Annotated in this window: 16 protein-coding genes and 1 riboswitch; of the genes, 2 read left to right on the top strand and 14 right to left on the bottom strand. The window is 70.6% G+C overall.

Annotated elements, in window-relative coordinates:
* From JOE55_RS12960 to JOE55_RS12920, 9 genes are all read right to left on the bottom strand, one after another.
* Window positions 1-745 (bottom strand): aldehyde dehydrogenase family protein (locus JOE55_RS12960; protein WP_204783143.1); only part of this gene is annotated, 745 nt, incomplete at its 3' end.
* A gap of 121 nt (window positions 746-866) precedes the next feature.
* Window positions 867-2,318, bottom strand: a complete 1,452-nt coding sequence (gene proB, locus JOE55_RS12955) for a glutamate 5-kinase (protein ID WP_204783142.1) — start codon at window positions 2,316-2,318, stop codon at window positions 867-869.
* A 111-nt stretch (window positions 2,319-2,429) separates the two neighbouring features.
* The gene (gene obgE, locus JOE55_RS12950; protein ID WP_204783141.1) at window positions 2,430-4,034 is read right to left on the bottom strand and encodes a GTPase ObgE; all 1,605 of its coding nucleotides are present in this window, start codon (window positions 4,032-4,034) and stop codon (window positions 2,430-2,432) included.
* A gap of 226 nt (window positions 4,035-4,260) precedes the next feature.
* Complete coding sequence (gene rpmA, locus JOE55_RS12945) at window positions 4,261-4,518, bottom strand: 50S ribosomal protein L27 (protein ID WP_006214639.1); 258 nt, start codon at window positions 4,516-4,518, stop codon at window positions 4,261-4,263.
* 88 nt (window positions 4,519-4,606) lie between these two features.
* On the bottom strand, window positions 4,607-4,918 hold the full coding sequence (rplU, locus tag JOE55_RS12940) for a 50S ribosomal protein L21 (RefSeq protein WP_006214638.1): 312 nt from the start codon (window positions 4,916-4,918) through the stop codon (window positions 4,607-4,609).
* A 291-nt stretch (window positions 4,919-5,209) separates the two neighbouring features.
* The gene (gene thiD, locus JOE55_RS12935) at window positions 5,210-6,061 is read right to left on the bottom strand and encodes a bifunctional hydroxymethylpyrimidine kinase/phosphomethylpyrimidine kinase (RefSeq protein WP_204783140.1); all 852 of its coding nucleotides are present in this window, start codon (window positions 6,059-6,061) and stop codon (window positions 5,210-5,212) included.
* Entirely contained in the window at window positions 6,058-6,717 is a 660-nt protein-coding gene (gene thiE, locus JOE55_RS12930; protein ID WP_204783139.1) for a thiamine phosphate synthase, read from the bottom strand. The genes thiD and thiE overlap by 4 nt, the downstream gene beginning before the upstream one ends.
* Window positions 6,714-7,625: a hydroxyethylthiazole kinase gene (gene thiM / locus JOE55_RS12925; RefSeq protein WP_239546684.1), complete on the bottom strand. Its 912-nt coding sequence runs from the start codon at window positions 7,623-7,625 to the stop codon at window positions 6,714-6,716. The genes thiE and thiM overlap by 4 nt, the downstream gene beginning before the upstream one ends.
* Window positions 7,616-7,714, bottom strand: a riboswitch (TPP riboswitch). It overlaps the preceding gene by 10 nt.
* 128 nt (window positions 7,715-7,842) lie before the next feature.
* Window positions 7,843-11,457, bottom strand: coding sequence for an Rne/Rng family ribonuclease (locus tag JOE55_RS12920; protein ID WP_204783138.1), 3,615 nt, complete (start codon window positions 11,455-11,457; stop codon window positions 7,843-7,845).
* Between the two features lie 438 nt (window positions 11,458-11,895).
* On the opposite strand from JOE55_RS12920, the gene JOE55_RS12915 reads away from it, so the two are divergent.
* Window positions 11,896-12,558 carry a vitamin K epoxide reductase family protein gene (locus JOE55_RS12915; RefSeq protein WP_204783137.1) on the top strand — a complete coding sequence of 221 codons (663 nt, stop codon included), beginning with the start codon at window positions 11,896-11,898 and terminating at the stop codon, window positions 12,556-12,558.
* 191 nt (window positions 12,559-12,749) lie between these two features.
* Here JOE55_RS12915 and JOE55_RS12910 read toward each other — a convergent pair whose 3' ends face one another.
* From JOE55_RS12910 to ndk, 3 genes are all read right to left on the bottom strand, one after another.
* Window positions 12,750-13,508: an SDR family NAD(P)-dependent oxidoreductase gene (locus JOE55_RS12910; protein ID WP_006214632.1), complete on the bottom strand. Its 759-nt coding sequence runs from the start codon at window positions 13,506-13,508 to the stop codon at window positions 12,750-12,752.
* A 64-nt stretch (window positions 13,509-13,572) separates the two neighbouring features.
* Window positions 13,573-15,225: an AMP-binding protein gene (locus JOE55_RS12905; RefSeq protein WP_204783136.1), complete on the bottom strand. Its 1,653-nt coding sequence runs from the start codon at window positions 15,223-15,225 to the stop codon at window positions 13,573-13,575.
* 186 nt (window positions 15,226-15,411) lie between these two features.
* Window positions 15,412-15,825, bottom strand: a complete 414-nt coding sequence (gene ndk / locus JOE55_RS12900) for a nucleoside-diphosphate kinase (protein ID WP_006214630.1) — start codon at window positions 15,823-15,825, stop codon at window positions 15,412-15,414.
* Between the two features lie 186 nt (window positions 15,826-16,011).
* On the opposite strand from ndk, the gene JOE55_RS12895 reads away from it, so the two are divergent.
* Window positions 16,012-17,016, top strand: coding sequence for an IS481 family transposase (locus tag JOE55_RS12895; protein WP_204783135.1), 1,005 nt, complete (start codon window positions 16,012-16,014; stop codon window positions 17,014-17,016).
* Window positions 17,017-17,289: 273 nt separating this feature from the next.
* On the opposite strand, the gene JOE55_RS12890 is transcribed toward JOE55_RS12895, so the two are convergent.
* Together JOE55_RS12890 and JOE55_RS12885 are read right to left on the bottom strand one after the other, a co-directional pair.
* Window positions 17,290-17,865, bottom strand: coding sequence for a hypothetical protein (locus JOE55_RS12890; protein ID WP_204783134.1), 576 nt, complete (start codon window positions 17,863-17,865; stop codon window positions 17,290-17,292).
* Between the two features lie 491 nt (window positions 17,866-18,356).
* Window positions 18,357-20,831: an ATP-dependent DNA helicase gene (locus tag JOE55_RS12885; RefSeq protein ID WP_204783133.1), complete on the bottom strand. Its 2,475-nt coding sequence runs from the start codon at window positions 20,829-20,831 to the stop codon at window positions 18,357-18,359.
* Window positions 20,832-20,921 lie beyond the last annotated feature (90 nt).

The following is a 20,921-nucleotide window of genomic DNA, read 5'->3' as shown; positions in this document are numbered from 1 at the left end:
TCTCGATGACCGGCACCGTGGCGTTCTGCACGACCGACTGGATGAGCCCGTGTCCCCCGCGCGGGATCAGCACGTCGACCTTGCCGCGCGCCGACATCAGGGCCGTGGCTCCGTCGCGGCCGTAGTCGTCGACGGTCTGCACGATGTCCACGGGCAGCCGCTTGTCCGCCAGGGCGTCGCGGATCAGCCCGACGAGCACGCGGTTGGACTCGGCGGCAGCGGAGCCGCCGCGCAGCAGGACGGCGTTGCCCGACTTCAGGGCGATGCCGGCGATGTCGACCGTCACGTTCGGGCGCGCCTCGTAGATCGCGCCGACGACGCCCATGGGCACGCGCACCTGGCGCATGCGCAATCCGTTGGCCAGGGTCTCTCCGCGCACCATGGTGCCGACGGGATCCGGAAGCGCGGCCAGCTCGCGCAGCGAATCCGCGAGGCCCTTGATGCGGTCCTCGTCCAGCTCCAGTCGGTCCAGCAGGGCCGAGGAGGTCCCGTTCTCGCGACCGCGGTCGATATCGCGCCTGTTGGCCTCGATGATGCGCTCGGAGGACTTCTCGATGGCCTCCGCGATGTGCAGCAGCGCGGCGTCCTTGCGCGAGCGGGTGGTCGTGGCCAGCGTGCGCGCTGCCACCTTGGCGTCATCGGCCATGAGCCCGACGGCCACCTGGGGGTCCTCGCCGAAGGTCTCGTGGGTCAGGCGGACCGAGGCATCGGTCGAGGCGGTGTCGTTCGTGGTGTTCTCGCTCATCAGGGTGTGCTCCTCCTCCGCCGTCGCGGCGGGGTCGTGAATCATCCTGCTCCGGTGGTCTTCCTGCTCAGCACAGCGAACCCGCCCGGCGCATTGTTCCGCGCCGGGCCAGGCCGCCGGATCACTCGCTCCTGCGCTTGCGGGGCTTGTCCGCGGCGTCGGAGGTGCTGCGCTCGCGGGAGGCGGACCTCGCGGCGGCGCCGTCCTTGGCCTTCGCCTTGGACTTCCCCTCGGCCTTGTCCTTGTCCTTGGTCTTGGCCTTGGACTTCGCGCCTGCGCCGTCCTTGGCCTTCACCTTGGGCATGGACTGGGTCCTGGCGCGGCGGCGCACCTTGGTCTTGGCCGAGCGCGGGCGGATGGTCACGAGGTTGTCCACGTGGACCAGCTCGCGCTCGAAGCGCGAGCCCAGGTCCTCCCCGATCTCCCGGGTCGTGCGGCCCAGCATGTCCGGGATGTCCTCGGAGTCGTAGTTGGACAGCCCGTGGGCGACCTCCTCGCCCTCGGCGTTGACCAGCGAGACCGGCTCGCCTGCCGCGAAGCGGCCGCGGACCTCGGTCACGCCGGCCGGCAGCAGCGACTTGCGCTTGCCGATGGCCTTGACGGCGCCGTCGTCGAGCACGAGCGAGCCCTTGATGTCGGCCAGGTGCGCCAGCCACAGCAGGCGGGTGTTGCGTCGCCCGCCGGTGGGCAGGAACCAGGTGCCGACGTCCTCGCCGGCCAGGGCGCGCTCGATGTTCGCGGTGGAGGTCACCAGCGCGGGCACGCCGCCGGCCGCGGCGATGCGGGCGGCCTGGACCTTGGTCACCATGCCGCCGGAGCCCACGCCGGCCCGGCCCACGGTGCCGATCTCGACGCCCTCGAGGTCCTTGAGCGGATCCTCGACGACCGGGATGCGCTCACCGCCCTCATCCGGGTGCTTGGTGTAGAGCGCGTCCACGTCCGAGAGCAGCAGCAGGACGTCGGCCTTGACCAGGTTCGCGGTCAGCGCCGCGATGCGGTCGTTGTCGCCGAACTTGATCTCCTGGGTGGCCACGGCGTCGTTCTCGTTGATGATCGGCAGCACGCCCAGGTCCAGAAGCCGCTCGATCTGGCGGTGCGTGTTCTGGTAGTGATGCCGCTTCATGAGGTCCTCGGCGGTGACCAGGACCTGGCCCACCTGGACGTCGTAGCGGGCCAGCGAGTCGATGTACCGGCCGATCAGCAGGCCCTGGCCCACGGAGGCGGCGGCCTGCTGGGCGGCCAGCTCCTTGGGGCGCTTGTCGAAGCCCAGCGGCGACAGACCGGCCGAGATCGCGCCGGAGGAGACATAGACGATCTCCTTGCCGCGCTTCTTCTGCTGGCCCAGCGCGGCGACGATGCGCTGGATCGCGGCCTCGTCGATCGAGTTCTGGATGCTGGTCAGCGACGACGAGCCGACCTTCACGACGATCCGCTGGGCCCTGGGGATCTGCGACGGGCTCGTGATCGGCGAGACCCGGTTCTTCCCCCGGTTCTCGGAGCTGATCTGCTCGACGGACTTCTCCGCCTCCCCGCCCATGCGGTCGATGTCGTTCTTGTGCAAGACCTTCGCCATGCTTGTCCGTGTCCTTCCTGTGCCCCGCTGCGGGGCAGGTCTGAAGAGGTCAGGGGGATCGTGCGTGTCGCTAGGGTGCTGCTGTCGTGCCGCGCTGCGGCAGGGCCGGGCTCAGTCCTCGGTGGTGTCCTGGCCCTGGCTGCCGCCCTGCTGACGGGCTCGGCGCTTCTCGTCGACGGATTCGGTCCACACGCCGGCCAGGCGCTCCGATTCGAGCTCGTCGCGCGCGGCGGTCTTGGCGTCCATCCGATCGTAGAACTCCCGGCGCTTCTGCTCGCGCGTGGGACGGCTCGTGGTGTCCTGCAGTCGCGGATCCGTGCCGCGCGGTGCCGCGAGCAGCTCGGCGCCGCCGACCATGGTGGGCTCCCAGTCGAAGACCACGCCGTCCTCCTCGGGACCGATCAGCACGGCGTCGCCGGGTCGGGCCTTCTGGCGGAACAGCTCGTCCTCGATGCCGAGCTTGGCGAAGCGGTCGGCCAGGTAGCCCACCGCCTCCTCGTTGTTGAAGTCGGTCTGCAGGACCCACTTCTCGGGCTTCTCGCCGCGCACATGCCACAGCGGCTCGAGGCCGCGCTCCTCGCGCGTGATCGTGAAGTCGGGGACCCCGACCTTCCCGCCGCGACGGGTGCGCAGCGGCTCGGGCCGCAGCACGGCCGGTGCGGTCTCATCCGGAGCCTCGGCCTCGCGGCCCTGCTCGACGAGCTCGCCCATGGCGTAGCCCAGCAGGCTCATCCCCTCGTGCGAGGCCGTGGAGACCTCGAAGACGCGGTAGCCGCGCTCCTCCAGGTCCGGGCGCACGAATTCGGCCAGCTCGCGGGCATCGGGGACATCGATCTTGTTGAGCACCACCAGGCGGGGGCGCTCCAGCAGCGGGATGGAGCGGCCGCCGTCGAGCTTGCCGTCGATCGCGTAGGCGGCCAGCTCGGCCTCGAGCGCCTCCAGATCGGAGATCGGGTCGCGGTGGGGTTCGAGGGTGGCGCAGTCGATGACGTGCACCAGGGCGGCGCAGCGCTCCACGTGGCGCAGGAACTCGAGGCCCAGGCCCTTGCCCTCGGACGCGCCGGGGATCAGGCCGGGGACGTCGGCGACGGTGTAGCGGTACTGCCCGGCCTCGACCACGCCCAGGTTGGGGACCAGGGTCGTGAACGGGTAGTCGGCGATCTTGGGCCGCGCCTTGGACATGGCCGCGATCAGCGAGGACTTCCCGGCCGACGGGTAGCCCACCAGCGCGATGTCCGCCAGGGACTTGACCTCGAGCACGATGTCCCGGGCGTCGCCGGGAAGGCCCAGCAGCGCGAAGCCGGGGGCCTTGCGCTTGGGAGAGGCCAGGGCCGCGTTGCCGAGCCCGCCCTGACCGCCGGCGGCGGCCACGAACTCGGAGCCGACGCCGACCAGATCCGCCAGGACCTCACCGTCGCGGTCCTTCACGACAGTGCCGTCCGGGACCGAGAGGATCAGGTCCTCGCCCTTGAACCCGTTGCGGTCATCGCCCATGCCCGGGCCGCCGTTGGGCGCCGAGCGGTGCGGGGAGCGGTGATACGGCAGCAGCGTGGTGGACTGGCCGTCGACCCGCAGGATCACGGAGCCGCCGTCGCCTCCGTGGCCGCCGTCCGGTCCGCCCAGCGGCTTGAACTTCTCGCGTCGGACGGACACGCAGCCGTGGCCGCCGTTGCCGCCCGCTGCGTGGAGGACCACTCGGTCGACGAACTCGGCCATGGTCTCCCTTCCTTGCCGGGCGTCCCGCGCCGGCAGCTGATCGGCGCCTGAGGGCGCCGAGATGTGCGTTCCGCCAGGCGTTCAGCCGGCGGGGTCCTGAAACGGAAGAGAGGGCGGGCGCACGTGGCACCCACCCTCTGACTCCTCATGGTGAGCGTGACGCGGATGATCCCGCGTCGAGCGACCGCTGCAGCGCCCCCTCAGGGTCGCTGCAGCGGTCGCCGGGTCACTCAGCCGCTGCGAGGACGTTGACGACCTTGCGGCCGCGCTTGGTCCCGAAGGCCACCTGGCCGGTGGCCAGGGCGAACAGGGTGTCGTCCTTGCCGCGGCCCACGTTCTCACCGGGGTGGAAGTGGGTGCCGCGCTGACGCACGATGATCGAGCCGGCGTTGACGGACTCGCCGCCGAAGCGCTTGACGCCCAGGTACTGGGCGTTGGAGTCGCGGCCGTTGCGGGTGGAGCTTGCGCCCTTCTTATGTGCCATGGCTGCTGCCTGCTTTCGCTAGTCGGTCCGGTTCGAGCCGCGGAGGCTCGGGCGGACCCATGGAGTGTGGAGAGGGTGACCGGGTGGGTCAGGCCTTGATGTCGGTGACCTTCACGGTGGTCAGCTCAGAACGGTGACCCTGGCGCTTCTTGTAGCCGGTCTTGTTCTTGTACTTCATGATGCGGATCTTGGGGCCGCGGAGGTTCTCGACGACCTCGGCCGTGACCTTGACGCCCGAGAGCTTCTCGGCCTCGGAGGTCACCTTGTCGCCGTCGACGAGCAGGAGTGCGGGGAGCTCGAGGGTGCTGCCGGTCTCACCGGCGACACGGTCGAGGGTCACGAGGTCGCCGACGGCAACCTTCTCCTGGCGGCCGCCTGCGCGGACAATCGCGTAAACCACGGGGAACTCACTTCTCTCGAGTAGAAATCACTGTCTGGGGGCGCAGACGCTCCTGCCTGACTGACGACGCCGAGATCACCGTGGCGTCGGCCTGCCAGTGGGATGGAGACAGTACGGCCGACGCGGCTTCTCAGCGGTCAGGAGCTGCACCCAAGTGTGCCTTCCGAAGTCCCGCACTTATGACATGGACGGTGTCGCGAGGGGTCATGCGGCATGGCACTGAGCAAGCAGATTACTCCATCGTCACCGCTGCGGACAAGGACATCGCCCCCGCGCGAGTCGTCATCCGGATCACCCCCCGAGCATCCCGCGCAGGGCCGGTGCCAGGTGGTGCCCGTGGTGCACCGGACCGCTGCCCCGCCCCACCTCGAGCTCCTCGGCATGCTCGAGCGCTCCGCGCAGCCAGCCCCGCGCCGCCTCCACGGACTCCGGGAGACGCCCCGAGCGCGCCGCCAGCACGGCGATCGCGCTCGAGAGGGAGCAGCCCGTGCCGTGGGTGCAGCTCGTGTCGATCCGCGCTGCGTCCCACTGCGCCACCGGCTCCTCCTGCCCTGGCCCGACCAGCGCATCAGGGGTGCGCTCCCCCGGCAGGTGCCCGCCCTTGACGAGCACGAGCACGCCCAGCCGATCGGCCAGCCGCCGTCCCTGCTCAAGGGCCTCGGACCACTCCTGCGCCGGCGCCCGGTCCAGCAGGGAGGCGAGCTCCGTGAGATTCGGCGTCACCAGGTCGGCGGAGCCCAGCAGCTCCAGGACGGCGCCGAGCGCCTCGGACTCCAGCAGGGTCCCACCGGCTGTGGCGACCATGACGGGATCGATGACGCACAGCGGCGGCTTCTGCTCCTGCAGCCACTGCCCCACGACCTCGACGGCACCGGCGCTGCCCAGCATGCCGATCTTCACGGCACCCACGACGACGTCGTCGGAGACGGCCAGCAGCTGATCCCTCAGCACCTCCGGCGGCGGTGTGTGGATCGAGCGCACTCCGCAGGTGTTCTGGGAGACGACAGCGGTGATCGCGCCCATGCCGTAGCCGCCCAGGACGCTGATGGTCTTCAGATCCGCGTGCACTCCGGCTCCGCCGGTGGGATCGGTTCCGGCGATCGACAGGACGCGCGGGACGGCGCGCGGGCTGATGGTGCTCATCGCTGGATCTCCCGTCGGTAGGTCTGCGCCGCCAGGCGCGGATCGGCAGCCGCGCAGATCCCGGAGACCACGGCCACGCCGTCGGCACCTGCGGCCATCAGCCCCGCGACGTCCTCCGGCCGGATCCCGCCGATGGCCACGGCCGGGAGGGCACTCAGGGCTCGGGCCCGGGCGAAGCCGTCGATGCCCAGCGGCTGCGGGGCGTTGGGCTTGGTGGCGGTGGCCCGCACCGCGCCGATGCCCAGATAGTCCACCGTTGCCGGGGGCAGCGCCGCTGCGGCGGCGATCTCGGCCTCCGAGGCGGCGGAGAGGCCGATGATCGCCTCCGGGCCGCACAGCCGACGGGCGTCCTCCGCAGGCAGATCCGACTGGCCGATGTGGACGCCGTCGCAGGCGATCCCCCGGGCGCGTGCGGCCAGGTGGCACTCCACGCGATCGTCCACGACCACCGGGGCCGCGCCGTCGACGGCCGACACGACGGCCTCGAGCAGCTCGAGCAGCTCGCGTCCGGAGGCATCCTTGGCCCGGACCTGGATCATGCTCGTCCCGCCCTCGACAGCCAGCCGCGCGACCTCGGGGACGCTGCGAGGCCGGCTGAGCTGGGGGTCGGTGACGTGGTAGAGCGACAGTGCGGCGGGGTCGAATCGGGGGCTCATCGCCCGGCCTCCTCTGCCTGGCCCGCCCCGGCGGCGGCACCGTCCGCGGCGCTCGGGGCCCCGGCCGCCTCCGCCTCGACGCGGCACCGTTCGGCGACGTCCTCGGGGCGCAGCCCGGCCAGGGCGTCGAGCAGATGCACGGCGAAGGACCCCGGGCCCTGGCAGCGATCGGCGGCGTCCTCGGCCGCCAGTCCCCAGACCAGGCTCCCGGCCGCGGCGGCGTCGGCGGGGTCCTGCGCGACGGCGGCGAAGGCCGCGATCACGGAGCCCAGGGCGCACCCTCCGCCCACCACCTGGGTCAGCAGCTCGTGACCGTGCGGCACGCGCAGCGTCCCCGATGCGGAGACGATCAGATCGACGGGCCCGGAGATGGCCACGGCATCGGCGCAACCGGTCGACACGAGCTGCCGGGCGGCCTGCACCGCGGCCTCCGGGGCATCCGTCGTGTCGATGCCGCGGCCCCCGGCCCCTCCGGTCAGAGCCAGGACCTCCGACGGGTTGCCGCGGATCACCGCGGGACGGGACTCCAGCAGCTCGGCGGCAAGGGCGGTGCGGATCGGCAGCGAGCCGATCGCCACCGGGTCCAGCACCCAGGGTCGGCCTCCGGCCTGCCGGGCGGCAGCGGCCTCGCGCATGGCGCCGCGCTGCTCGGGATCGGGAGTGCCCAGATTGATCAGCATGCCGTCGGCGATCTCGGCGAACGGCCCGGCCTCCCCCTGGATGTCCGTCATGGCCGGAGCGGCGCCGAGGGCCAGCAGGGCGTTGGCGGTGAAGTTGGAGACCACCGTGTTGGTCAGGCACTGCACCAGGGGGCGCGTGCTGCGCAGCTGCTCGAGCAGCTGGGCCATCCGGGCCGAGACCGGCCCGGAGGCGTCGTGCGATGGATTCAGGGTGCGACTGTGCGTCATGGCGACAATCCCTCCGCTAGTGCGAACTAGTTCAGGTTCGACGGGTGTGCTCTCAGCCGCCTGCTCGGGCGGCACCCCGTGTCGTGCCTGCTCAGTCTACGCATGATCCGGCTGCCCGGGCGAAGACGACGACGGCCGCCTCCCCTTCTCGGGGAGACGGCCGTCATGCGATCGGGTCGTCCCATCGGCGCCGGCCGATCACCGGCGCCGACTGCGCTCAGGAGCGCCCGCGCTCACCCTGCGAGGCGTCCCCGCCATCCTGCGCCGGACCCGCCTGGGGTGCGGCCTCCGGGGCGCTGGCGCGGCGCGAGCGGCGCGGGCGACGGCGCGGACCGGCGGCACCGGGCTCGCGCTCGCCCAGCGAGCTGGCCAGCGACTCGAGCTGCGAGCCGGACGAGCCCCCGGCGCCCAGCGCCTCGGCGGCGCTCTGGCCCTGCGGCAGCTCGATGACCTCGCCGTTGATCGTCACCTGCGAGGCTCCCTCGGAGGTCGAGACCACCGAGGCGCTGCCTGCGGTCACGGTCGCCGAGGCGGCCGGAGCCGCAGGAGCCGACTGCGGGGCCTCGGGCGTGCCCGCCGGAGCAGCCGCACGACGCGAGCGACGCGCCCGCTGGCGCACCGGGGCGGCCTGCTCCGCGTCCGCATCGCGCACCGTCGCCGTGCCCTGAGCGGCCGGGGCCGTCGGTGCGGCCGGGGCCTGGACCGGCTCCGGCGCCGCCTGGGCAGCGGCCGCGGTGCGGCTGCGACGCTTCTGCTGAGCGGCTGCCGCCTGCTCGCCCTGGGAAGCACCCTGGGCCGCCTCCTGCGACTCGGCTCGCGCCGTGCGCGATCGCCGCTCACGTCGTCCCTGGGCGCCCTGAGCGGCGTCCCGGCGCTTCGGCTCCGATGCCTCTCGCGGCGTGGCCTCGCCGTCGGTTTCCTTCTCTGGGGCCGACTGATCCGCCGCGTCCTCGCGCGGGGCGCTCGCCTCGGGAGCCTCGCCGGAGGCCGCACGGATGCGCGCCTCGATCAGGGAGCGGGTCTCGTCCTCGGAGCGGGTCCCGGACTGCGCCTCGGACCGGCCGCGGCCGCCACGGCCGGAGGAGCGCTCACCGCGCTGCCGGCGCTGCCCGGAGCGGCCGTCCGACTCACCGCGGCCCTGCTCTGCCTGGGCGCCGGTGTCCTGGCCCTGCGCCGGATCGGCCTGCGGGGAGTCCTGCCGGTCGCTCTGGGCCTGGTCGCTGCGGTCCTGATCGTCCTGGTCCTGCGGGGCCTGGCCGTCCTGACCGCGGCCGCGCGAGCGCTTGCCGCGGCGCTTGCGACGACGCTTGCCGCTCTCGCGGGAGTCCTGGGACTCCTGCGGGCGCTGGCCCTGGGACTCCTGGTCCCCGGCGGGCTCGCTCGCAGAGGCTGCCTCCGTCCGCTCTCCTGCCGAGGCGGAGGAGTCGGTGTCGTGGCCGCTGGCCGAGGCGATCGCGGCCAGGGCGCTTCGGGTGGCCTGTGCGCGCTTGGCCTGCTCCGGATCCTCGGCGCGCGGACCCTGCTCGTCCTGAGCGCCCGGGAGACGACGGCTGCGCTTGCGGTCGTTGCGACCCTGCCGGTTGTCCGAGGAGCCCGAGCTGCGGCCCTTGAGCGGGTGATCGTGGACGACCACGCCGCGGCCGTCGCAGGCCTCGCAGTCCTCCGAGAAGACCTCGAGCAGGCCGGTGCCCATGCGCTTGCGGGTCATCTGCACGAGCCCCAGCGAGGTGACCTCGGCGACCTGGTGCTTGGTGCGGTCGCGACCCAGGCACTCGACCAGGCGCCGCAGCACGAGGTCGCGGTTGGCCTCGAGCACCATGTCGATGAAGTCGATGACCACGATGCCGCCGATATCGCGCAGGCGCAGCTGCCGCACGATCTCCTCGGCCGCCTCGAGGTTGTTCTTGGTGACGGTCTCCTCGAGATTGCCGCCGGAGCCGGTGAACTTGCCCGTGTTGACGTCGACGACGGTCATGGCCTCGGTGCGGTCGATCACCAGGGAGCCGCCCGAGGGCAGCATGACCTTGCGCTCCAGTGCCTTGAAGATCTGATCGTCCACCCGGTAGTGGGCGAAGAGATCCTCGTCCCCGTCCCAGCGGTGGACGCGGTCCAGCAGGTCAGGAGCCACGTAGGTCACGTAGGCCTCGATGCCGTCCCAGGCCTCCTGGCCCTGGACGTGCATGGCGGTGAAGTCCTCGTTGAAGACGTCGCGCACGGTCTTGATGGTCAGATCCGGCTCGGCGTACAGCAGCTCCGGTGCAAGCGTCTTGCCCTGGGCCGCCTTCTCCTGGATCTGCTCCCACTGGGTGCGCAGGCGGTTGATGTCGTTGGTCAGCTCCTCCTCCGAAGCCCCCTCGGCGGCGGTGCGCACGATGACGCCCGCACCCTCCGGGAGGTGGTCCTTGAGGATCTTCTTCAGCCGCTGGCGCTCGACGTCGGGCAGCTTGCGGGAGATGCCGGTCATCGAGCCGCCGGGCACGAACACGAGGTAGCGCCCCGGCAGGGAGATCTGGCTGGTCAGGCGCGCGCCCTTGTGCCCCACCGGGTCCTTGGTGGCCTGCACCAGCACCGGGTCTCCGGGCTTCAGCGCATTCTCGATGCGCTTGGCCGCACCGTTGAGGCTCGCCTTGTCCCAGTCGACCTCGCCGGCGTAGAGGACGGCGTTGCGGCCGCGGCCGATGTCCACGAAGGCGGCCTCCATGGACGGCAGCACGTTCTGGACCTTGCCCAGGTAGACGCTGCCGATCAGCGAGTCCTGCTGGGTGTGCGAGACGAAGTGCTCCGCGAGGATCCCGTCCTCGAGCACGCCGATCTGGATGCGGTCGTTCTTCTGCCGCACCACCATGGTCCGCTCGACCGATTCCCGACGAGCCAGGAACTCCGCCTCGGTGATCACCTGGCGGCGGCGCCCGGTCTGACGCGACTCGCGACGACGCTGCTTCTTGGCCTCCAGGCGCGTGGAACCCTTGACCGACTGCACAGTGGTGGGCGCGGAGCCGTCGACCACGCGCGCGGTGCGGATGCGCGTGATGGTCTGCTCCGGGTCGCCGTCGTCCCCGCCGATCAGCTCCAGATCCTCCGAGCCGCGACGGCGCCTGCGCCGACGTCGGCTCGTGACCCCAGCACCGGGCTCCGGGTCCTCGTACTCGGCCTCCTCGGCCTGCTCCTCCTCCTGCACCTCGCGCAGACGAGCCTCCTCGCGCTCGCGCTCGGCGCGCTCCCGTGCCGCGGCGACGTCCTCCGGGGCCGGGGCGTGGAAGAGCAGCGACGTGGCCGACGCCGCGCCGAACGCGGCGAACGGATCCGCCGTCGGCTGCTCGTCCTTGGCCTCCTCGTCCTTGCCCTGCTGCGGCGGCTCCTGCTGGGCCGGCTGCTGCTGGCTCTGCGCCTCCTGGGCCTGCTCGCTGCCGCCCAGCGGCGCGGTGCGCAGGATCGTGGTGCTGGCCTGCTCCTGCGTGTGCTCTGCGGACTCGAGCGCCTCGAAGGCGGTCTGCGCCGGATTTGCCTGCTCGGCGGCCTGGCCCTCGGTCTCGACGCGCTCGCCCTCCTGCTGGGACTCCTCGTCCTGCGCCGGCTTCGCCTGCTCGCTCTGGCTCGTCTCGGTCCCCGCTTCGACCTGCTCGACCCCGTCCTGCTCGGACTCGGCCGTCGTCGACGGAGCGGTCTCGGCCGACGCCGTCTCGGCTGCCGTCGGGGCCTCCTGAGCCGTTCCCGTGACGTCGATCTCGGTCTGCGACGACTGCGCGTCGGGTGCGGTGGAGGGGCTCTCCGCCGGGACGTTCGAGTCCTCCGGCGAAGAGTCCGACCCGGGCTGTGCCTGCTCTGATGCCATGTGTGCTGTGCTCCTGCGGGTACCAGCCGTCCGCACCCGGCGGTCCCCCGGTCGTGAGCGCCGTGCGTGGCCCCGAGGGGTCGCGCGGCTGCTGCAAGAAGTCGTGTGTGTGCGCTGCGCGGGGGCGCTGATCGCCGGGCGCGCAGGCCGTCACGGATCCGAGTCGCCGGGGCGGGCCCTGTAGGACCCTGCTCACGGCCGATCTTGTCCGGGCGGCGGACGCGCTCGATCCTTCCGAGAGCTGCGGCCGCGCCGACCGGGTCGGAGCCGTCGACGGACCCTCCCACGGGTGCGGCCGAAGGAGGACCGCTCTCATTCTGACACAGCGCTCCCCCGGAATGAGGCACATCACGTCCGGGCCCGGGGTGATCGCCGCGACCCTCACCACCCATCGCCGCGACCCTCACCACCTATCGGCGCGCCCGTAGGATCGGGAGAGTGAACACTCGAGACACTCTGGACTCCCCCACTGACGAGCCGGGCCGCGCTCACGCCGCCGCGCGCGGCTCCAAGCCAACCTCCCCCCGCCCTGCAGGCGATCTCGGCTGGGCGATCCTGGCCCTGATCACTGCGGCCGCCGGGCTGTACGCCTCGATCTCGCTGGTCGGGGAGAAGCTGCAGATCCTGGAGAACCCGCTGCACACCACGGCCTGCGACATCAATGCGGTGCTCTCGTGCGGCACGGTGATCCGCACCGACCAGGCGGCGGTCTTCGGATTCCCGAACCCTCTGATCGGCCTGGTCGCCTACGCGGTCGTGATCGTGATCGCCGTGGCCGTGCTGGCCGGGGCGCGGTTCCGGAACTGGTTCTGGTGGGGTCTGATCGTCGGTCAGCTCCTGGGCCAGGTCTTCCTGATCTGGCTGTGGTTCGAGGCCACCTTCCAGATCAACGCCCTGTGCCTGTACTGCATGCTCGTGTGGCTGGTGCACCCGTTCCTGCTGATGTCCACGATCGGTCGCAGCGTGCGCACCGGGGCGCTTCCGGGCTCGGCGGCCGCCCGCTCGAGCTCCGGTCTGTGGAGCATGGGCGCGGCCGTGCTGATCGTGGTGATCATCTTCGGCGCCGTGCTGGTGCGCTTCTCCGGCACCATGTTCGGCTGATCCGCCACGGCTGCCCTGGAGCAGCTGCGATGCAGAAGAGCGAACGCCCCGGAAGAGGCTTCCGGGGCGTTCGGACTGTCATTCCCCCGCATCTGCACGGACCGCAGGACGATCCGTCGGCGATCGGGAGGGACTCACAGCCTAGGGCTGCGCCCGAACCTCCGCAATCCGCTCAAGGGACTTCCCAGTGCTCAGCGCGGCGGCATGCGCAGCGCGCCGTCCATGCGCACCGTCTCGCCGTTGAGGTAGTCGTGCTCGACGAGCATGCTCACCAGGCGCGCGTACTCCTCCGGGCGGGCCAGGCGCGCCGGGAACGGGACGGTGGCCTCCAGCCCGGCGCGAAAGTCCGGGTCGATCCCGGCCATCATGGGCGTCTCGACGATTCCCGGGGCGATCGTGCACACACGGATGCCCTTCGAGGCCAGGTCTCGGGCCGCCGAGATCGTCAGCGCGTGGACGCCGCCCTTCGAGGCCGCGTAGGCGGCCTGCCCGATCTGGCCCTCGAAGGCCGCGACGGAGGCGGTGGAGACGATCAGGCCGCGCTGGCCGTCGTCGTCGACCGGCTCGAGCTCGGCCATGGCGGCCGCCGCAGCTGTCATGACGCTGAAGGTGCCGATCAGGTTGATCTCCACGACCTTCTGGAACAGCCCGATGTCGTGGGGGCCCTTCTTGCTGAGGATGCGCTGGCCCGGGGCGATGCCCGCACAGTTCACGGCCAGGCGCAGCGGGCCGGCCGCTGCCGCCTCCTGCACGGCGGCCTGCACGGCCTCGGGGTCGGTGACGTCGGCGGCGATCAGGTGCACGCCGTCCTGGGCCTCGGCCTTGTCGATCGAGGGCTGCAGGTCCACCCCGTACACGGTGGCTCCCTGGGCGACGAGCGCGGCCGCGGTGGCCGCGCCGAGTCCTGAGGCCGCTCCGGTGACGAGGGCGACGGTGTCCTTCAGCTGCATGGTCTCTCCTTGGGGTTCTCGTTCAGGTTCGGGTCTCGATGAGCGCTGGGCGCGGGATCGGGATTCAGGAGCGCTCGCCGACCCCGGCGCCCTGCTCCTTGCGCTGGGCGCGCAGCACATTGCGCTGGACCTTGCCCGACGGGGTCTTGGGAAGCTCGTCGACCAGGTGGACCCGGCGCGGGAAGGCGTGCGCGGCGTACTCGGTCTTCACGAACCGGGCGATCTCCTCGCCCAGGCCGTCCGCCCGCTGCACGTCGTCGCGCAGCACGACGAAGGCCTCCACGACCTCGCCGCGCAGCTCGTCGGGCACGCCGATCACGGCTGCCTCGGCCACGGCCGGGTGGCCCATCAGCGCCGACTCGACCTCTAGCGGGCCCACCCGGTACCCGGCCATGAGGATGACGTCGTCGTCGCGCGAGGTGAAGGCGAACGCCCCCGAGGACAGCCTGCGGGCCAGATCCCCGGTCAGATACAGGCTCCCGTCGCGCGAATAGCGCTGCGCGGTGCGCTCGGGCTCGTCCACGTAGCCGGTGAACCACATCAGAGGGCTGTCCGGCAGGACGATCGCCAGGCGGCCGGGCTCGTCGTCAGGGGCGGGCCGATCCGCCTCGAGCTCGAGGACCTGCGCTGCGAATCCGGGCAGAGGCCGGCCCATGGAGCCGGGCTCGATCGGGCGCAGCACGTCCGGGTGCCAGCCGTTGACGATGCACATGCCCATCTCGGTCTGGCCGTAGTCGTCGCGGATGGCCGTGCCCAGATGCTGCTCGGCCCACTCGACCAGCTGCGGGTTCAGGGGCTCTCCGGCAGACGAGGCCACGCGCACGCTCAGCGGCTGGTCGGGGCCGGACCCGGAGCGCAGCACCCGGTACACGGTCGGAGCCGCCGCGAGGTTGGTGACGCCGAGCTCGGCGAGAAGCCGCCAGGTCAGCTCGGGGCTGAAGCCGCCGCGCAGCAGGATGTTGGCCCGCCCCATGAACAGCGGGCCCATGAGCCCGTAGTACAGGCCGTAGGCCCATCCGGGATCGGCGGCGTTCCAGAAGACGTCGTCCGCGCGCACGTCGAGACCGTACTCGAGGTAGATGCCGAACGCGGCCAGCGCGCGCACTGGGACCGGGACCGCCTTGGGCGATCCCGTGGTTCCGGAGGTGTAGATGTGCACCAGGTGATCGTCGCCGTCGCGAAGCGCTGCCGGCAGGCCTGCCTGCTGCTGCTCGATCAGCTGCTCCAGCGTCGGGGCCACGACGGGCTCGCCGGAGCCGTCGTCGGCCGTCACGACGGTCCAGCCGGCGTCCTCGCCGCGCAGCTGCTCGGAGTCCAGCTTGGAGCGCTGGGAGGCGTCGCACACCACCACATGAGGCTGGCTGGGCAGCAGCCGCTGGGCGATCGCGGACGGGGCGAAGGCTGTGAACAGCGGGATGTGGATCGCGCCCAGGCGCCAGATGCCCAGCAGCGTCACCACCAGGTCCTCGCCCTTGCCCATCAGCGTGGCGACCCGGTCACCGGGTCCCACTCCGAGCTCGGCGAGTGCCGCCGCCGCGCGCTGCGAGCGCTCGGTGAGGTGCCCGTAGGTCAGCTCCCTGCGGGAGAGGTCCTGCTCGACGACCGTGAAGGCCACGGCCTCGGGATCGTGGCGGTCGCACAGCAGGTGCGCGACCGGGATGCCGGTGCCGCTGACCTGCTCCAGCAGGTCCTGCGCCCTGCGCTCCGGGGTGCTCACGGCGTCTCCTTCGGGGGTGGGATCGTCTTCCGTGCGCGCGTGCACGGGACCTTCAGCAACCTACTGGTGCGCCCCGTGAGTGTGCAACGGCTCACACCCCCTCGGCGCGTCGCGGCGCGTCAGGTACGACGACGGCCGCACCGAGCGGATCGGTGCGGCCGTCGTGATGCTGCGGAGGGCTTCGGCTCAGGCGAACCAGATGCCGATCTCGCGCTCGGCGGACTCGGAGGAGTCGGAGCCGTGCACGATGTTCTTCTGGACCTTCTCGCCCCAGTCGCGAGCCAGGTCGCCGCGGATGGTCCCGGCGGCGGCCTTGACCGGATCGGACACCCCGGCCATGGCGCGGAAGGACTCGATCACGGACTCGCCCTCGAACACGGCGGCCACCACGGGCCCGGACATCATGAACTCGACGAGCGGCTCGAAGAACGGCTTGCCCTGGTGCTCGGCGTAGTGCTGCTCCAGGATCTCGCGGGTGGCGTCGAGCTTCTTGAGCTCGGCCAGGCGGAAGCCGCGGGCCTCGACCCGGGCCAGGACCTGGCCGGTCAGGCCGCGCTCGACGCCGTCGGGCTTGACCAGGATGAGGGTGCGCTCGGTCATTCGGTGCTTCTCCGTCTCTGCCGTGCGCCCTGGACGGGCGCGGTGTTCAGGTCTCCAGGACCACCCTAGGTGTTGTGGGGCATGAGGTTCTTGTCACCAACGGCGTGCTCAGATGAGGCGAGCGGGCTCTTCGCCGCAGGATGGAAGTTCCTACACGACCCATCCACGGAAAGACAGAGCCCGCTCATGCCCCACGCTAATGCACCACTGACCCCTACCGGGCGTCTGCGCATGGTCGAACGCCACCTGCACGACGGCATCCCGATCGCTCACGTGGCCGCCGAGTTCCGTGTCTCGCGCCCGACCGTCACGACCTGGGTGGCCCGCTATCGCGCCGAAGGGCGGCCGGGGTTGAAGGACCGCTCCAGCCGTCCGCACACGGCCACCAGCCAGCTCGATCCGCGGCTCATCGTCCGGATCGAAGAGCTGCGGCGGGAACGGAAGTGGCCAGCCCGGCGCATCCATCACCATCTGCGCGCCGAAGGCCATCAGCTGCATCTGCGCACCGTGGGCCGGTGGCTGCACCGACTCGGGATCTCCCGACTGCGCGACCTCACCCCGGCCGGGGAACAGCTGCGCCGAGCCCCACAGCGCATCCGTACGAGCAGGCCCGGGCAGATGGTGCACCTGGACGTGAAGAAGCTCGGGCGCATCCCCGATGGCGGGGGCTGGTGGGCCCATGGCCGCGGCAGCCAGGCGGCCCTGGCCTCCAAGCGCCAGGGCCGTGTCGGCTATACGTACCTGCACTCGGCAATCGATGCGCACACGCGCTTGGCCTACACCGAGGCCCTGCCCGATGAGCGTGCTGCCACCACGATCGGGTTCTTCTCCCGAGCCCGGGTGTTCTTCGCCGCGCACGGCATCCCCGACCTGGAGCGGGTGGTCACGGACAACGGGAACAACTACCGTGCCGCCGACTTCACCCGTACGGTGCAGGCCCTGGCGGGTCGGCATCAGCGGATCCTCCCGTACACGCCGCGGCATAACGGCAAGGTCGAGCGCTACAACCGGCTGATGGTCGATGAAGTCCTCTACGCGAGGGCCTATGACTCCGAGCAGGCCCGCCGGCAGGCCGTGCAGGTCTGGGTGCATCACTACAACTACCATCGCCCGCATACAGCCTGTGGTGATCAGCCCCCGGCCTCACGCACACCGGCTCTAGTCAACAACGTCATGCCCTCCTACACCTAGTAATTAGTTGAACTAGTGATTGCGAGGCTTGTTGCCTTGCAGTGGTTCAGTTTGTGGTGCTCAGATGAGGATGCTGTTGGTGATATTTGGAGCGTCAGTGCCGCTGCTGGGTGTAGCAGTTGCCGATGGCTCGGCTGTCGCCGACGGAGTTTCGCGTGCCGAGGTGGGTTCGGGCGTTGGGCTCGGTGCTGCGGTCGGTGTGTTGGTGTCGGTTTTCGGGGTGTCCATGTCTGTCCTTCCGTTGGGGTGTTCGGGTGCATATGACGGATGGGGTTACAGGAGTAGAGGACCGCGTTGTATGGTTTCCAGCTTGCCGTCGATCGTTACCCGACGCAGTGAATGTGTTGTCAGGGATTGCGAGCAGGCGGTGTAACTGATGGTGGCCTGGAAATAGGGCTGGCCTGTGGCGATCTTTGCGGCGTTCGTTGCGGAGTATGTGAAGGCGCCAGAGTACCGCATGGTGTACGCGGTGAGGTTCGCGATCTGCGGCACTGCGGTGTCCACGACTGGGCGGGACCAGTTGCTGTTCGTGTTCATCGCTTGCCAGGCGATGGTTCCCAAAGCGGTCGGGAAGTACAGCGTGATGCTCGGTGACGTGATGGTCGTGGAGCTGGTGGCGCCTTCGACCCACAGCCCGCGGTCGGGGTAGCTCCCGCGGCCGTCGATCGTCAGCAGACTGCCAGGGGCGGTAGTGCTGCAGGACTTCCGTACCGTCACGACCCCCTGCAGACCTGGCCGGGGTGATGCAGCCACGGCAGGAGCAGGAGTCGTGAGGGCAATGACGGGCGCGGACCAGGCTGCCGCGGTCAGCGCAGTTCTGCGGGGCATCTGGGGGGCGGAGTGGGTCACGGAGGCTCCTCGAGCTGCGGGGCCGTGGCTCTGTCATCAGAGCCTCGGTAAGTACATACTGAAGAATGCACCAACTGTCACGCCTGGCGCAAAAAACGTGACAGGTCTCACAAGAGCACGGCCGTGGCGCGGGTAGGGGGGTGATCATCCGCGCGGGTTTAGGGCGCAATCTCTGGGTTGCGGGGCCGTCGTGTGGCCGGTGAATCGAGGAAGTGGAGGGTCGGCCGGTCAAGGGAGGCGCCGACCGACCCTGCCGGTGACATGGAAGAACATGTCACCGACTACTCTATGCGTATGCATGTGGTAGTGTTCCGCGGTGCCCAAGGCAGTCTTGGGGGACTCCAGATGGATCGATCTGGGGTAAGACCTTGGGCCGCAGGGGGTTCCTGGCTGAGGGGCCAGGAACCCCCTGATCTTATCCTGTGTGTTAGCTGTGTCTAGACATGGTGGGCAGGTGTCCCAAATGGGACACCTGCCCGAGGTGGTGCTGGTCAGAGGTGGGCTCCTTCCGGGCCGGTGGTCGTGTCGATGACTTCGGGGCTCTCGGGGTGGACGTGACGCTGGTCGTCGGGGAACGGCGTCGGCTCCGGTGTGGTGGTCTGGTCTGGCTGGGTCGCGGAGTCGTGGAAGTTCTGCCATGCCTCGGCTGCTCGACGGTCCTGGGGAGGGGTGTCGGGCAGGACGGTGTCGGGGTCGTCCCAGTCACAGGCCTGGCGGGCGATCAGGGCGGCGTCGATGCGCTGTGTCGGTTCGGTGGCCAGGGAGGAGCGCCAGGGCTCGTTGTGGGTCTGGGCTCGCAGGACGGTGAGGCGATCGGAGATCTTGTCCAGGACCTGACGCACGGTGTGTGTCTCGGCGTCGTTGTCGGAGGTGGGGACCGCCAGGCCGCCGTGGCGGGTGGAGCGGGGCTGGAGGTCTGCGGCCTTGACTGCGGCCAGGGCCTCGCGGGGTGTCTCCGGGGCTGGTTCTTCGGGGACGCGGTGGCCGCGGGCGATCTCGTTGATGATCGCGTGCCAGTGCTCGCTATTGGCCCAGGAGGTGACTGTCTCCGGGCCGTGGGAGCGTTCGACCCATTCCACGGCCTGACGGGTGGCGATCGCCTGTCCCGCGTACCGGAGCTCGTCGGTCAGACGGGGCAGATCGGCGTCCCAACCGTGGGCATGATCGCGGACTTCGTGGGCTGTCATGTCGGTGTCGGAGCGGTCCAGGACGCGCACGAGCTGATCACGGACGGTCTTGGGTGTGATCTCCCGGATCATCTTCCAGGGGTCCGGGGTGTCGGTCTGAGTGTCTTGACCGTCGCTGTCTGGGATGGGCAGGACCGCGGTGTTGGAGTAGCGGCCGCGGGTCATGCCGACGTAGAAGGTCTCTCGCGACGTCGTCGAGGGATCGACGGCGGTGATGGCTCGATCGACGGTCGCGCCTTGGGAGCGGTGAGCGGTGCAGGCGTAGCCGAGCTGCGTGGTGGCGAGGACCTCGGGCGACAGATGGACGGCGGCACCGTTGTCGCGGGCGGCTTCCAGCGCCCCGTCAGCATGGACGCGGGTCACAGTCAGCAGGTCGCCGTTCTTGATGAACTCTCCGTGGTCGTCGAGCACCGCACGCTCGTTGCGGCGGGTGAGGATGCGGTCACCGACTCCGGCGACGGTACCGGCTGACAGCTCGGCGGTATGGGTGCCGTCGACTTCGCCTTCGGAGCGCAGGAGCGCTTGGGCTTGTGCGTTGAGGCGGTCGACGGAGTCCTTGGTGGAGGCGATGAGCAGGGCCGAGCCCTGTGTGCGAGCTTCGGCCCACTGCTGGAAGGCCGTGGTCTCGACGTCGTCGGGGTCGGCGACTCCGGTGATGCGGTCGTGTTCGATCAGGGTGTCGATGGCGTGGTGCTTGCCTTCGCGCAGTGCAAGGGAGTTGGAGGCCTCCCAGTCGTTCTTGAAGCGCCACACGCTGCTGAGGGTGGCGGCGGTGACGTCGGGTCGGTCCTGGTGGCGTTCGATCCATCCGAGGGTTCCGCCGGCTTCGATTGCGCTGAGCTGTGCGGGGTCTCCGACGGCAACGATCTTCGCTCCGGCGTGCTGTGCCTGGTCGCGGAGCTGATCGAGGGCTTGGGTGCCGGCCATGGAGGCTTCGTCGACGATGACGAGCTGGTTCGGGCGCATGGTGTAGCGGTCTTGGGTGGTCTCCAGTTGGGTGATGGTGGCGTTGAGGCGGCGCATCGTTCTCTGCTGCGCGGCCGAGGGTGAGTCGTCCAGGTGGGCGAGAAGGAGGGTCATCTCGTCTCGGGCCTTGTCGAGCTGCTCTTGGCGATGTTGGGCGCCGGGGCCGGCGGATTCCCAGAGCCACTTCGTGACGTTGTCGGTGGGGATGTCGATCTCCTGGCTGAGCACGGAGGCGGCGACGGCTGAGGGGGCGAGCCCGACGATCGAGCCTGTGCCGTGCTGGTCTTCCCAGACTTGGCGCAGTGCGGACAGCGACGTGGTCTTGCCGGTGCCGGCTGGGCCGATGAGGGCGCTGACCGATTGAGGAGCTGTGGCGATGCTCAATGCGGCTCGGCGCTGATCATCTGCGAGGGAGTGCCCGTCGCCGACGGTGATGCTGTCCAGGACGGCCTCGGCCCGGGTGGTGTCGGAGATGACGGGGCCTTGGTTGTTGGTGGCGGCGTCGATGAGCCGGGCTTCGGCATCGAGCTGTTCGGGGGTCGCGTAGGCCGCGGTGTCGTTGAAGGCGTGGTCCGTTCCAGAGGACAGGCCTGGGTGGTGCTGATCGGGGGACTGGTAGCGGTGCGGGGTGAGCCGGACCGTGGAGTCCAGGGCGAGGTCCGTGACGGTATCTAGGAGCTGGTCTCGATCTTCGGGGGTGTGGCACCGCACGGCGGCGAGGCCCCTGGAGATCTCGGCGTGAACGTTGGCGCGGGTGAAGGTCGCACGCTGGGCGGACACGGTCGTGATCGCGCGCTGGGCGATCTGGGTCATCGTGTCGGGCTGGATGGTCTCAGCGGTCGTGATGCTCGGCTGCTGGGCGATCGTGCGGGAGACGATTGCGGCCGGGTTGAAGCCGAGGTC

Source organism: Kocuria palustris (assembly GCF_016907795.1).
GTDB lineage: Bacteria > Actinomycetota > Actinomycetes > Actinomycetales > Micrococcaceae > Kocuria > Kocuria palustris.
Note: the sequence above shows the minus strand (reverse complement) of the source record. Positions and strands in the feature narration are given on the sequence as shown.